Here is a 13,775-nt window from a genome sequence, read left to right on the forward strand (position 1 = left end):
GCGTCGCCCGCAGCAGGGACGGCCGAGGCGATACGTGCCGGGTCGCGATGGCACTTCGCGCAGTTGGCTGCCCAAGCCTGGGCCCCGGCGGAGAGATCGGCAGCAACAGCAGGGCGGGCGATCAGGACAAGTAGAACGAGAGCCGCGCGACGGCGGCAAGAGAGGAATGCGCGCATGAATTGCCTTTCTGGGGCGAAGGCTTGGAGTCAAATCCCCGAGATGATGCCGTTTGCGCCGATCCGCGGCAAGCATGGTGAGCGTAGACGCGCTCTGACCGCCAATTGATCTGGATCGTCCCGCGGCTCCCACACTCTTGGTAGGCTGGACGAAATCTGATGAGGGACCCCTGCGGCCACCATGACGGATATGGAACTCCTGCAAAGGCTCGGGCTCGCGCTGGCGATCGGGCTTCTGGTCGGTCTCGAGCGTGGTTGGCACGGAAGGGCCGAACGCGAGGGCGCACGGGTCGCCGGGGTCCGGACCTTTGCGCTCGTCGGTCTGACTGGCGGCGTGGCGGGCGCTCTGGTGCCGGTTTCGGGAGTCGTGCTGCCGGCCGCGGTGCTGCTGGCGCTGAGCGGCCTGCTCGCGGTGAGCTACTGGTTCACCCTGCGGGCAGAGGGCGATGCGGGGCTGACCACCGAGATCGCGATGCTTCTCGTCTTTTTGCTCGGCGCCACCTCGGTGCTGGGCGAAATGGCCCCCACCGCCGCGGCGGGCGTGATCTGCGCGCTGCTGCTGTCGCTGAAATCCCGGCTGCATGGCTGGGTGGCGCGCATGGACGGCGGAGAGCTTTCGGCGGTGCTCAAGCTCGCGCTCATCTCTGTGGTGGGGCTGCAGTTGATGCCGGACCGGGGCTACGGGCCCGGGGGAGTGCTCAATCCCTACGACCTTTGGTGGGCCGTCGTGGTGGTCGCCGGTCTCTCCTTCCTGGGCTACGTGGCGATCCGCCTCGGTGGGGCGAAGCTTGGCATGCTGCTGACGGGCCTCTGCGGAGGGCTCGCCTCGTCGACCTCGACGACGCTGGCCTTGTCACGTGTCGTGCAGGCGCAGCCCAGCCTTGCGCCGATGGCGGCGGTGGGCATCGTCGCGGCGGGTTCGGTGGCGTTCCTGCGCGTATTGGCGCTGGTCGCGGTCTTTGGCCCTGCGCTGCTCGGTGCGCTGGTGCTGCCCGTGGCGGTCATGGCCGGTGTCGGGCTGCTGGCAACCATAGGGCTTTCGGTGCGCGCGCCGACGGGCCCAGCGACGGACGAGCCGGTCGAGGGGCTCGCGAACCCGCTCGAGCTCGGGGCGGCGCTCGGCTTCGGCGGGGTACTCGCGGCGGTGCTGCTCGGGGTGCATTACCTTCGGCTCTGGCTCGGAGAAGCGGGAGTCTACGCGGCAGCGGCGTTGTCGGGGCTGACGGATGTGGATGCGCTGACCATCTCGGTGTCGCGGCTCGTCGGGGCGGACCTCTCGGTGTTTCACGGGGCGGTGGCGATTTTCATCGCGGTTTCGGTCAACTCGGTGGTGAAGGCGGCGATCAGCCTGGTTGTCGGGAGCCGCGCGCTGGGGCTGCGGGTGCTGCCGGTCTACCTGTTGACGATTGTCGCAGGCGGCGCGGTGCTGATGCTCGGAGCGCCTGCGCCGCCCTAGACGGCGCGCCGCGCGCCGAGACGCCGGAGCCGCAGCTGCTTCTCGCCCTCCAGCAGCATTAGAAAGACGATGCCGATCCCGAAGGCAAGAAGCCCGTCGGCCAAGGGGACCGGCGCGGTGTGGAAGATGGGCTGCATCACTGGCAGGTAGGTGATCGCGCCTTGCGCGCCGGCCACGATCAGCACGCAGGCCCAGATGACCGGCGTGCCCCGGGCGGCCTTCAGGGTGAGCGAGCTGCCGTGGATGTTGCGGATGAAGAAAAGGTGGAAGGTCTCGAGGATCACCATCGTGTTCATCGCGGTTGTCTGCGCAAGCGCCACGGGATGGCCGCGAGCGATGGCGTGGAAATACATCCCGAAGACGGCCAAGAGAAACAGCGCCGAAACGAGCACGATGTGCCAGACCAGCGTGCCCGAGAGCAGCGGCTCCGCGCGGGGACGGGGCGCGCGGTGCATGGCGGCTTCCTCAGGTGGCTCGAAGGCGAGCGCGAGCCCCAGCGTACCGGCGGTGATCAGGTTGACCCAGAGGATCTGCACCGGGGTGATCGGCAAGGCCATCCCGGCAAAGAGCGCGACCACGACCGTCATCGCCTCGCCGGTGCTTGTGGGCAGGGTCCAGCTGATGACCTTTTGAATGTTGTCGTAGACCGTGCGGCCCTCGCGGATCGCCGCCACGATCGAGGCGAAATTGTCGTCGGCCAGCACGACGGCGGCGGCCTGCTTGGCGGCCTCGCTGCCGGTCAGCCCCATGGCGATCCCCGCGTCGGCCCTTTTGAGAGCCGGGGCATCGTTGACCCCGTCGCCGGTCATGGCGACGGTCAGCCCCTGCGATTGCAGCGCGGTGACTAGGCGCAGCTTGTGGGCAGGCGAGGTGCGCGCGAAGATGTCCGTCCCGACGACTGCCGCGGCCAGCGCGCCATCGTCCATCGTCTCGATCTCAGCGCCGGTGAGCACCCGCGTGATGTTCTGCAACTCGATCGCGCGGCCGATGGCGCGGGCGGTCGCGGCGTGGTCGCCTGTGATCATCTTCACCCGGATGCCGGCGCTCCTGCATTCGGCGACGGCGGCGATGGCTTCGGGGCGGGGAGGGTCGATCAGGCCGATGAGACCGATGAAGGTGAGCTGCCCGTCGAGATCGGCCTTGTCGAGTACGGTTTGCGCGGGCGGCACCGCGCGCTGGGCAATGGCAAGCACCCGCTGCCCTTCGGCGGCGAGCCGTTCAACCATCGCCTGCCAGTGGTCTCGGTCGAGTGGCGCCACGCCGCCGAAGTCGCTGCGCTGGTCGCGGCAGAGCGCGAGCACCGCCTCGGGCGCGCCCTTCAGGTGGATCTGCGCATGTCCCTCGTGATCGTGGTGCAGCGTGGCCATGTAGCGGTGCGCCGCATCAAAGGGGATGGCGTCGGTGCGGCTCCACTGGTGGAAGCGGGCGAGGCCGGCGCCAGTGATCTTGCCCGCCAGCGCCAGCAGCGCGCCTTCCATCGGATCGCCCTCGACCTGCCAGCCGGTCCCGGCGTCCTGCAGCAGCGCGTCGTTGCAAAGCGCAGCGGCGAGGGCGACCTCGGTCAGAACGGTGTGCTCGTCCGCTGAGACCCGGTTGTCCTGCCAAAGGATCGCGCCCTCGGGAGCATAGCCGTCACCGGCCACCGTATAGAGCCGCCCGGCGGCGGCGAGGCTGGCGACCGTCATGGCGTTGCGGGTGAGCGTGCCGGTCTTGTCCGAGCAGATCACCGACACCGAGCCCAGCGTCTCGATGGCGGGCAGTTGACGCACGATGGCATTGCGCCGCGCCATGGTCCGCACCCCGACGGCGAGCGTGATGGTCAGCACGGCGGGAAGCCCCTCGGGGATGGCGGCCACCGAGAGGCCGACGATCGCCATAAAGAGATCGCCGAAGGGGAGGTGCCGCACGAGGCTGCCATAGCCCAGCAGCACCACCCCGGCGATGAGGATGATGCCGGTGAGCCACCGGGCGAAGCGGTCCATCTGCGCCAGCAGGGGCGTCCGCACGGTCTCGACGCGCGCAAGCATCCCGCTGATCTGCCCGATCTGCGTCGCGGGGCCGGTCGCGGTGACGACGCCTGTTCCGGTCCCGGCGGCGACCGTCGTTCCGGAATGCAGCATCGGGCTGCGATCGCCGAGCGCACTGTCCTCGGCCACCGGGGCGGTGCTCTTCTCGACGGGGACCGACTCGCCGGTCAGCACGGCTTCTTGCACCTTCAGCGCATGCGCTTCGAGCAGCCTTAGATCGGCCGGCACCAGGGCCCCCGCATCGACGAAGACGATGTCGCCGGGCACCAGCCCTGCCACTTCGATGCTTTTCCGCTTGCCGTCCCGCAACACCAAAGCCCGCGGCGCCAGCATGCGGCGGATCGCGTCCATGGCATCCTCGGCGCGTCCCTCCTGCACGAAGCCGATGACTGCGTTGATCAGCACCACCGCGAGAATGACGCCGGTGTCCACCCAGTGGTGCAGGGCTGCGGTGACCATGGCCGCGCCGATCAGCACGTAGATCAGCACGTTGTTGAACTGCCTCAGGAAGCGCAGGACCGCGGGGCGCTGCGCCGGTTCGGGGAGCACATTCGCGCCATACCTGGCCTGGCGCCGCGCAGCCTCGGCGGCGCTGAGGCCCGAGGCCGCGGTCTCGAGCCGGTCGAGCGCGGCCCCGGGCGGAAGCGCGTGAAGCGGGGGACTGGTGTCTTGCGGCTGCATCGGAGCGATCCTTCCGGCAGAAAGAGAGGCGTTCGCCCGCCCGCAGAACGGCAGTCCGCGGCGAACGAGGGATTGGCTAGGCCAATGGTACCCCGCGGCGGCGCTTTCGCACCTTTTGTCTCGGACTCGCGAAGAAGACTCGCAGCGCGCGATCGACGATGATGTCGCTTGGCCCGGTGATCCGCCGCGCGAAACTCGTCTAATCTTTCGGCTAATACGTCGCCCGAGGGCGTTTCTCCTTTCGATAGGGGCGCGCAGACTTCTTGCGCGCTCCGCGGGCCCGGTGCGCAAGGAGGCTCGAAAAGTCCTTTGAGTTGAGTGAGCTCCGAGCGCATAGGGGGCATCCGCTCCGCGGCCCAGGCAGCCCATATCGTAAGAGTCCGGGGGGTTTCGTTATTGCAGAAAAATTTGCGCCCATTCGCATTACCATTGTGTGCGACGGAATTGAGAGTATTCGAAGGAGGGGCGAATTGTATTGGGCAGCTTTAGCACGCGCCGGCAGGATGCTCCAAAAAGGAGATTGGTCCGAAAAGACGATCGCCATGGTCGTGGACTACCTGGAGCATCTGGCTGAAACAGTCGCAGGCGCACTGGGGGCGGCTTCGGAGCAAAGCCCCTCTGCCATGGACGTGGAGATCGGGGGCACCGCGGAGGCGGGGGGCGAACACACCCGGGCGAGCGCAGATTTGACCGCGGAACTCAGCGACACGGATTATGGGTCTTTCGCAGTTGGCAGCGGGACGTTTTTCGCTGCCGCCGAGGGTGGGGCTGAAACCGCAGCGACGAACGCATATTGCGATGTCGAGGGCGCGGACTTCGTCTTCACCCGGACGACGACCACGACGGGCGAAAACTGGTCAGAAACCAGGACCCAACTGATCGCGGTGGACTTTGCCTGCATCGACACTGGCAGCACCCTGATGATCACGCCCGAGAGCAGCTATCTCCTCGATAGCTACCAGCAGGTCGAAAGCGGGAATGTCGCGACGGTGAATTTCGATGTGGCCGTCAGCGCGACGCATACCGATGCCGACGTCAGCACCGGCGCGATCGCGATCGAGGATACCTATTCGGGTTCGTCGATCGATGCATCGCTGGCCATCGGTTGAGCGCGGCCGGCGAGTCGATTGAGTCGGGTGGATTGAGGGCCGCAGGCCCTGCGACGGAGGGCGCTGGCACAACGCGATGAAGCAAAGTGCGGGCAGAAGGTGCCTGTCGCACGCGGCGGACTACCCTGCGGCCGAGATTCTGGATTTCGATGCTTAGGCCACGAAGCGCCACCTTGAACGTCGGTCAATGATCCGAGGTAACGCACGAAACACAAACGATAAGCGATGTACCTATCCAATCCCAATTCCACGCTGGGCCGTCATGTCTAAAATTTTCGAGGGCCCGGCGCTCAGCGACAATCCGCCAAGGCCGCGCTGAGAGATATATTCCGAGGCGTTCAAATTCATCGCGGTGCTATACTTGAAGTTGTAGTGAGCTCTTCAAGAATTTGCATATTTTCGAGAAAGAAGATTCTGAAATTCATCTTTAATGAGATCCCGCTCAACAAGGGACACAGCACGGAAGATTGATGCAGTGAGCATTTCAAATTCAAAGGAGCCCATCCTCTATATCGTGGATGAGATGCCCCTGACGCGCGCACAGCTTTCCCAATTTCTTTCGGGGTTTGCGCGGCTCCACGGGTTGCGGATCGAAGAGATCGCCGCAAGTGAAGCCGGCGACATCTTTCCGCAGGCGACGGGCGGTATGTGCGTGATCAATACCGGCGCCAGCACCAGCGATGAGATATGGTTCGGCATCGTTCGCACGCTCAGCCAGACGGCACGGTTTGGACCCGTCGTGCTGTTCTGCGAAGCTGCAAGCGCAGAGTTCGTGCGCGGCGCGCTCCAGGCCGGGGCGCGGGGGGTGGTTCCGGCATCGACCAACCCGGCGGTCGCTCTGAAATCCCTGGACCTGACCCTGCACGGGGGCATCTTCGTGCCACCGTCGGTGCTTGATCTGCTGCAATCCTCGGAGCCTTCGAGAGAGCCGGGCGCCGCGCCGTCCGGCGATCCCGAGCAGTTGCCCGACCTGTCCGGGCGGACGTCCGGCGACCATGGCGCCGCGCCCCGCACCGTCGCGGCTGCCCCGCGTATGAGCCCGCGGCAGACACGGACCGAGCAGGCCGGAGACCCCGGCGACGCAGCAGAAAGCGACGAGCCTGACCTCGCCGATCTGACACCACGCCAGTTGGCCGTGCTGGACCACCTCGGCAAGGCCCGTTCCAACAAGGAGATCGCCCGCGTCCTCGACACCACCGAAGCGACGGTGAAGCTGCACGTCCGGCAGGTGATGCGCAAGCTCGGGGCAAAGAACCGCACGGAGGCCGCGCTGATCGCCGCGCGCCGCGAACTCGCCAAGCGTCCGACGCCGCGGCTGCGGAGCGTGCCGGTCCCGGACCCGGCGACGCCTGCCCGCACGCCGATCTACCAACCGCTGCCGAACCAGCGCAACCTGCATGCTGCGGCGCTGCTCGCCGACGGCAAGAACCCGGCGCCCGGATTTTTCACCGCCGCTCGGGAAAAGGACGGCGATACCCGCGCGGCCGAACATCTGCGTCGCATCGAAAAGAGCGCGACCATGCACTTCCCCGGTGTCTTTCCCGGCCCGGGCCGCTTGAGCTGAGGAGGTCTCCGCGCTGGCGCGTCTTGCGCTCTGGTTGCCCGGGGCGCGCTGAACGTGGCTGTGGGAGGCGTCAGACCGGCGTGCGTGCGGGCTCGCCGCGCGCCGTGATGGCGTGCAGGACCATCAGCCCGACCCCGAGGGCCAGCCCGAGCGTCATGAGCGGCACCGTCTTCCACAGGATGAGAACCGCAGCGACCAGCCGGAGCACCTGCTCCCAGCGGGCCAGGTCCCGGCGGTCGAAGCGGGTCAGCGCCGAGGCAAGCAGGTAGAGTGCCAAAATCAGCCGGGCGCCCAGCAAGAGCAGGGCGGTGATCTCGACCTCACCGCTGTAGCCTTCGATCAAGGCCCGCCGGCCCATGTCGTCGGTGATCGTCACCGCTTCTTCGATCAGCAGCAGCTCGGGGTACCAGGCAAAGACGAAGGGGATCGCGAACATGACGATGCCCACGCGCACGGCAGCAAGCCCGGTGCGCATGGGCTCGGTGCGGGTGATCGAAGCCGCGGCGAAGGCGGCAATGGCGACCGGCGGGGTGATCGCCGAAGCCACGGCGAAGTAAAAGACGAACATATGCGCGGTGAAGAAGCTGACGCCAAGGCTCGACAGCAGCGGGCCGAGCAGCAGGGCGACGTTGACGTAGGCGGGCACGGTCGGCATGCCCATGCCGAGCAGGATGGCGCAAAGCATGGCGCACACCAGCGCCAGCATCAGGTAAACGCCGCCGACGATGGGAATCTCGAGGCCGAAGAGATGCAGCACTTGCGCGCGCTCGAGCCAGGTGGTGACGGCGCGGGTCAGCTCTCCGGTCAGGCCGCTCTCGTTGAGGAAGGCCGAGATGATCGACACGGCAAAGAGCAGCAGAAACAGCCGCGATATGAGGATGCCGCCATCCGCGAGCGATAGCAGCACCTTCGAGGGTTTTGCGCGGGTCTCGGGATCGAGGAAGAGCAGCGGCAGCAGCACCGCGACCGCCCACCAGCCTGCCGAGACTGCGTCGCCGGTGGCATTGGTGATGATCTGGGTCACGAAGTCCGGCAGCAGCGCCGCCACCATGCTGTCCCCGATGGTGTCCTTGGAGCCGAGGAGCAGGAAAAGGATGGTCAGGATCGGCAGCACGATGATCACCAGGTTCAGCCAGTCCTGCCGGTGCATCACCAGGTCCTCGGGGAGCTCGCGCATGGCCTCGATCCGGTCTTTGCGGGCCTGGAACATCACCGCGAGGAAAATCGAGAAAAAGAACGCCAGCGCCGGCAGGAAGGCGGCGGTGATCACCTTGGTGTAGGGCACCGCCGTCAGCGCCACGAGGACAAAGGCCGCAACCCCCATCACAGGTGGCATGATCTGCCCGCCCGAGGAGGCGGCCGCCTCGACGCCGCCCGCGAACTGCGGCGAGAATCCGTTGCGCCGCATCATCGGGATGGTCAGCCGCCCGGTGGAAAGCACATTGGTCACCGGCCCGCCGGTGATCGTGCCAAAGAGGGCTGAGGAGACGATGGCCGCATGCGCCGGCCCGCCGCGCAGCCGGCGCGTCATCCGCACGGCAAGCTTGATCAGCGAGGTGCCTCCGGCCGAGGTGCCGAAGAGCGCGCCCAGCACCACATAGGGGAAGACCTGGTTGACCACGATGTCCATGAACCGCCCCATGAAGCCATCGGGGGTGACAAAGACATTGGTGGCTTTCTGGATGGCAGCGGCGCGCACGTCACCGCCGTCGGCGCCGAGCTTGGTGAGCAGGAAGCTGTTGTCCGACAGATCGAAAATCCAGATCAGCGCGGTCGCAACCGTATAGAGCACGACGACGCTTGCCACCGCCACCAGCGGCAGACCCCAGACCCGCATGTTGTAGAGAAAGAACAGCGTGATGATGGTGAAGAGCAGGGGGATGATCCAGATACCGAAGCGAGCCTGGCAGGCGGGAACCTCGGCCTCGAAGGAGATGCCCGGGATCACCCCGGCCGAGCGCTCGGCGGCCTCCTGGATGAGCCGCGCGCGCTCGCCGGTGATCTGGTCGATGAGGCAGATCGAGTCCACCTCCACCAGAAAGCCCACCGCCGCGAGCAGGGCGGCGAGGATCAGCCCCGCGTCGAGCAGCGCGCCGAGCCAGGCGCGCTCCGGGTGGTCCCATTTCCACTCTCTATAGACGCTGGAGTCGAGCGCCACGATCAGCATCATCACCAGGAAGACCGGCGGGTAGAAATACTCCGGCGGAAAGCCCGACACCCGGAAAAACGGCCGTCCGGTCGCCTCGCGCGCCCAGTCCTGCAGGCCGGGGATCTCGGGCATCGTGTTGATCATGCCGACGATCACCAGGATCACGGCGAGGACCAGGGCGATCCGCTTGCCCAGAGGGCGGGTGATGTCTTGCTGCGTCATGTCACCGAGGCCTTGCTGGGGCGGGGTCGGCGGGGCCATCGGGGCGGCCTCGCCGGATTTCTGGGATCAGGGCCTGTTCAGGGGCGCAGGCAGTCGGCGATGCTGTGGCCCGCCTCCTCGAACGCGCGGATGGCGCCGGGGTGCATCTTGATCTGCACCGCACCACAGGCACCCTGGCTTGTGCCGTCGATGTCGCCGAAGCTCATTCGGGCAAAGGGGCCACGTGGCGAGCCGGTGATGAAACGCTCCTCGCCGCCGAGGTAGGCCTTGGTGATCTGATAGACGAGCTCCTCGTCCAGCCCGGCGGGCACGATCTGGCCGAAGGCGGTGGCGAAGCTGTCGAAGGTGTCGTCGTCGGTGACCACGGTGATGTCGTTGCCCGCGTAGGCGGCGCGGAAGTCCTCGATCGGCACCGAATAGGGCGCATGGCCCGGCGCGGCGACGATTTGCTGCCCAAGCTCGCTGGCGAGAAGATCCGAGGGCACGTCGTGGATGGTGATCCCGCCCGCCGAGGCAATGGCGATCTGGCGACCCGAGGGCAGACCCTCGGGAATGGTCCAGACGTCCGCGCCGCCGCCGGTGATCGTCGGTACGGTGTCGGGCCAGTCGGTCTGGATGCCTTCGTAGCCCTCGCCGTCCTTGAGGCCCGAGAGCAGCTGGATCATTGCCCGGCCCGACGTCAGCGCGGCGCCGCGCGGCGGGCCGTTCCAGATGCGCTTGCCCGACATGTCGCGAATGTCCTCGACCGGGTTGCTGTTGTAGTAGCCGAGGATCTGCGCCGAGCCTGCGTTGAAGAAAATCGCGCGAATGTTCGAGGCCAGCTCGGCGCCCCGCTCCGGGCCGACCCCGGCGTAGGGGCCGATGCCCCGCGACAGCAGGAAGGGCAGGATCAGCGGGGCAGGGGCCATGTCGAGCCGGCCCTCGGCAACCGCGAGCACCGAATTGGTCAGCGTCGCGCCCTCTGTGATCTGCATGGTCGCGACACCGGCGCTGTCGAGCACCGCGGCAAGCGTGGAATCGATGTAATGCGGTGTCGAGCCGGGCGTCGTGGTTTCGGCGGTCAACGTGGCCTGGGCCGAGGCCAGCACCGGCGCGAGCGCCAGAACGCCGCCCATGAGCATCTGTTTGAGCATGGTTCCTCCCTTTGGTCACCGCCCTCCTCCAAAGGCGGACGCCCCGCGGTTCCCGGGGACGTAGGGGAAACGCTCGCAGAATATATATGACTTGTCACGTATTATTTATTCGGGCTTTATCGGGGCAACGGGAGGCTCATCATGACCAATGCGAGCAAACGGGATGCCGCACGCATCGCGCAGCGCCGGGCGCGGGAGGACTACAACGTCTTTTCCCGCCTGCCGGCGATCTACGCCGCGTCGCGCTCGCAGGGGCAGCAGTTCCTGCAGCGGGGCGGCGGGCTCTCGATCGTGGAATGGCGCACGCTTTGGGATCTCCACGAGGTCGGGCCGATGACCATCCGCGATCTCGCGGCGACCCAGCGGGCAGATCATTCTCTGCTGAGCCGGGCGCTGCCCGAGATGCGGCGCAAGGGCTATGTGACCATGCGCCGGGATGAGGGCGACGGGCGGCAGACCATTGTCGAGATCGCTCCGCCGGGCCGCGCCGCCTATGCCCGTGCGGCGCCGGTGATGGCGCGCCGCCGCGCCGCCCTGCGCGAGGTATTTTCCGAAGAGGAAATCAGGATCTTCGTGGGTTATCTCGACCGGCTCGAGACCTTCCTGCGCAGACCCGTGGACGACGTGCTGACGGAGGAAAGCGCAAAGTGACCAAGCCCCCCAACGTTCTGTGGATCATGGCGGACCAGCTCCGCTTCGACTATCTCAGCTGCACCGGCCACCCTTACCTGCATACGCCGCATATCGACGCCCTGGCGGCGCGGGGGGTGCGCTTTTCCAACGCCTACGTGCAGTCGCCGGTCTGCGGCCCGTCGCGGATGTCGGCCTACACCGGTCGCTACGTGCGCAGCCACGGGTCGACCTGGAACGGCATGCCGTTGCGGGTCGGCGAGCCGACGCTGGGCGATCACCTGCGCGAGGTGGGCGCCCGCGCGGTGCTGGTGGGAAAGACCCACATGACCGCCGATGCCGAGGGAATGGCCTGGCTCGGCATCGATCCGGACAGCGAGATCGGGGTGCGTGTTTCGGAATGCGGCTTCGAGCCCTTTGAGCGCGACGACGGTCTGCACCCGGACAGCCCGCGGCAGAACTGGTCCGCCTATGACGACTACCTCGTGGCGCAGGGCTACAGCTCCGAAAACCCCTGGGAGGATTTTGCCAACTCGGGGCTCGACGACGATGGCGAGTTGCTCTCGGCCTGGCTGCTGAAGAACTCGCGGCTTGCCGCCAATGTCCCCGAGGAGCATTCGGAAACCGCCTATATGACCGACCGCGCGATGGACTTCATGCGCGAGGCGCAGGCAGACGGCCGCCCCTGGGTGTGCCACCTGTCCTATATTAAGCCGCACTGGCCCTATATTGTGCCCGCGCCCTACCACGACATGTATGACGAGAGCCACATCGTGCCGCCCGTCCGCTCCGAGGCAGAGCGCGAGACCGATCACCCGCTGCTGCGCGCCTACCACGGCGCAAGGGTCTGCCGCAGTTTCTCGCGCGACCCTGTCCGCGAGCACGTGATCCCGGCCTATATGGGTCTGATCAAACAGCTCGACGACAACCTCGGGCGGCTGTTTGCCTGGATGGACGCGGAGGGGCTGAGCGAGACCACCATCGTCGCCTTCACCTCGGATCACGGCGATTACATGGGCGACCACTGGATGGGCGACAAGGATTTCTACCACGAGATGGCGGTGAAAGTGCCGCTGATCATCGCCGACCCGCGCCCCGAGGCCGACGGCACGCGCGGCCTTGTGTCGGACGCGCTGGTCGAGATGATCGACCTTGCGCCGACCTTCATGGCCGCGCTCGGCTGTCCGCCCAAGCCGCATGTGATCGAGGGCCGCGACCTGACGCCGATCCTGCACGGCACCGGAGACATCTCGCGCCGCTATGCGATCAGCGAACACGATTATCACTGGTCCGACATGGCCCGCACCCTCGGCCAGCCGCAGGAAGAGGCGCATACGGTGATGATCTTCGACGGACGCTGGAAATTTATCCGCTGCGAGGGGTTCCGGCCGGTTCTTTTCGATCTGGAGACGGACCCCGGCGAACTGGTGGACATTGGCGCCTCGGAGGCACCGGAGCATGTTCAGGTCCGCGCGCGACTGGAGGCGGCGCTGCTCGACTGGTCCCGGCGGCACCATACCCGTATCACCGCCACGCCCGCAGTGCTGGCGCGGCAGAAGGTTGCGGCGGAGACCGGCATCCTGATCGGTTTCTGGGACGAGCAGGAGTATCACGAGGCAACGGGCAAGGCCTTTGACAGCCTGAGGCCCGTGGGCCGCCGGTAGCGGCTCGGCACGCGCGCAGGGTCTTGCGACCTGCGCGGCGGTTCGCCTTGTCCGGGGGCCTTGGATGCGCTAGCCCGGCCTGCGTGTATAGGGGGAAGCGCCATGGCAAAGGCGATCGAAACGCTCGAGGTCGGCGAGCTGCGGTTTCTGACCACGCACCGCACGCTGGCGCTCGTGGCGCGCACGCTGAGCGGCAGTCTCGCCACGCTCTCCGAGAGTTTCGGCCCCACCGACATCTGGCTCGGCGCGCATCGCGCGCGGCGGATTCCACGGAGCCGGGGGCGGCGGCTCGTGGTGGTGCAGACCGAACAGATCCTCGACGCGGACGGCCGCGCCATAGAAACCAAGCTGACCCGCAGGCGCATCGCGCGGCTGGCCCTGCAGGCCGACCTCTTCGTCGATTGGAATCCCCAGAACCGGCCATTCTACGGCCTTCTGCCGCGGCTTCTGCCCCGGCGGTTCCTCTTCGGCCCCTATGTTTTCGGTCCGGGTCCGCGGGCGCAGAGCCCGGGCGAGGGGCTGGTCTTTGTCGGCAATCTCAACGCCGAGCGGCAGGCCAAGCTCGCGCAGATCCGGGATGTCCGCGCGCTGCCGATGAAGGCGGGCATCGACGAGATTGACCAAGCCATTGCCTCGGGGGCGGCGATGCTCAACCTCCACTCGCTTCCCGGGGCCTATACCGAGGTGCCGCGGGTTCTGATGGCGCACCTCGCGGGCAAGCCGCTGGTCTCCGAGCCACTCGCGGCGCCCTTCGCGGCAGGAGAAAGCTACCTTCTGCCAGACGCCCCCCTCACCGCCGAGGCCTTGGCCCAGGTCTGGCAGGGGCTGAACACCGTGGCGGCGCGCTATCCGATCACCGAGATGCTCCGCACCCCGCGCCGGTGATTTGGGCGCAGGTGCGAGGAGGCAACTCCCATTTCATGAAGAAGGGCCCCGCGTGAGGCGCCACGTTCCATCCTGAGAT

General features: G+C 66.9%; 9 protein-coding genes. 6 read left to right on the top strand and 3 right to left on the bottom strand.

The annotated features are described in order from the left end of the window. Positions 1-357: 357 nt before the first annotated feature. On the top strand, positions 358-1,632 hold the full coding sequence (locus G0Q01_RS03355) for an MgtC/SapB family protein (protein ID WP_164190332.1): 1,275 nt from the start codon (positions 358-360) through the stop codon (positions 1,630-1,632). Here G0Q01_RS03355 and G0Q01_RS03360 read toward each other — a convergent pair. Beyond that, on the bottom strand, positions 1,629-4,340 hold the full coding sequence (locus G0Q01_RS03360; RefSeq protein WP_164190335.1) for an HAD-IC family P-type ATPase: 2,712 nt from the start codon (positions 4,338-4,340) through the stop codon (positions 1,629-1,631). The genes G0Q01_RS03355 and G0Q01_RS03360 overlap by 4 nt on opposite strands. Positions 4,341-4,882: 542 nt before the next feature. On the opposite strand from G0Q01_RS03360, the gene G0Q01_RS03365 reads away from it, so the two are divergent. Both G0Q01_RS03365 and G0Q01_RS27265 read left to right on the top strand, forming a co-directional pair. Continuing rightward, positions 4,883-5,449: a hypothetical protein gene (locus G0Q01_RS03365; protein ID WP_164190337.1), complete on the top strand. Its 567-nt coding sequence runs from the start codon at positions 4,883-4,885 to the stop codon at positions 5,447-5,449. Between the two features lie 523 nt (positions 5,450-5,972). Further along, the gene (locus G0Q01_RS27265; RefSeq protein WP_370457170.1) at positions 5,973-7,013 is read left to right on the top strand and encodes a response regulator transcription factor; all 1,041 of its coding nucleotides are present in this window, start codon (positions 5,973-5,975) and stop codon (positions 7,011-7,013) included. Between the two features lie 70 nt (positions 7,014-7,083). Here G0Q01_RS27265 and G0Q01_RS03375 read toward each other — a convergent pair whose 3' ends face one another. Continuing rightward, positions 7,084-9,384, bottom strand: a complete 2,301-nt coding sequence (locus tag G0Q01_RS03375; RefSeq protein WP_164190341.1) for a TRAP transporter fused permease subunit — start codon at positions 9,382-9,384, stop codon at positions 7,084-7,086. Positions 9,385-9,461: 77 nt separating this feature from the next. Further along, positions 9,462-10,517 carry a TAXI family TRAP transporter solute-binding subunit gene (locus tag G0Q01_RS03380; protein ID WP_164190343.1) on the bottom strand — a complete coding sequence of 352 codons (1,056 nt, stop codon included), beginning with the start codon at positions 10,515-10,517 and terminating at the stop codon, positions 9,462-9,464. A 141-nt stretch (positions 10,518-10,658) separates the two neighbouring features. Between G0Q01_RS03380 and G0Q01_RS03385 the strand changes: the two genes are divergently transcribed. From G0Q01_RS03385 to G0Q01_RS03395, 3 genes are all read left to right on the top strand, one after another. Beyond that, positions 10,659-11,168 carry a MarR family winged helix-turn-helix transcriptional regulator gene (locus G0Q01_RS03385; protein WP_164190345.1) on the top strand — a complete coding sequence of 170 codons (510 nt, stop codon included), beginning with the start codon at positions 10,659-10,661 and terminating at the stop codon, positions 11,166-11,168. Further along, complete coding sequence (locus G0Q01_RS03390) at positions 11,165-12,811, top strand: sulfatase-like hydrolase/transferase (RefSeq protein ID WP_164190347.1); 1,647 nt, start codon at positions 11,165-11,167, stop codon at positions 12,809-12,811. The genes G0Q01_RS03385 and G0Q01_RS03390 overlap by 4 nt, the downstream gene beginning before the upstream one ends. Positions 12,812-12,913: 102 nt before the next feature. After that, positions 12,914-13,696, top strand: coding sequence for a hypothetical protein (locus G0Q01_RS03395; protein WP_164190349.1), 783 nt, complete (start codon positions 12,914-12,916; stop codon positions 13,694-13,696). Positions 13,697-13,775: the final 79 nt, after the last annotated feature.

This window comes from Salipiger sp. PrR007 (assembly GCF_010499845.1).
Lineage (GTDB): Bacteria > Pseudomonadota > Alphaproteobacteria > Rhodobacterales > Rhodobacteraceae > Salipiger > Salipiger pacificus_A.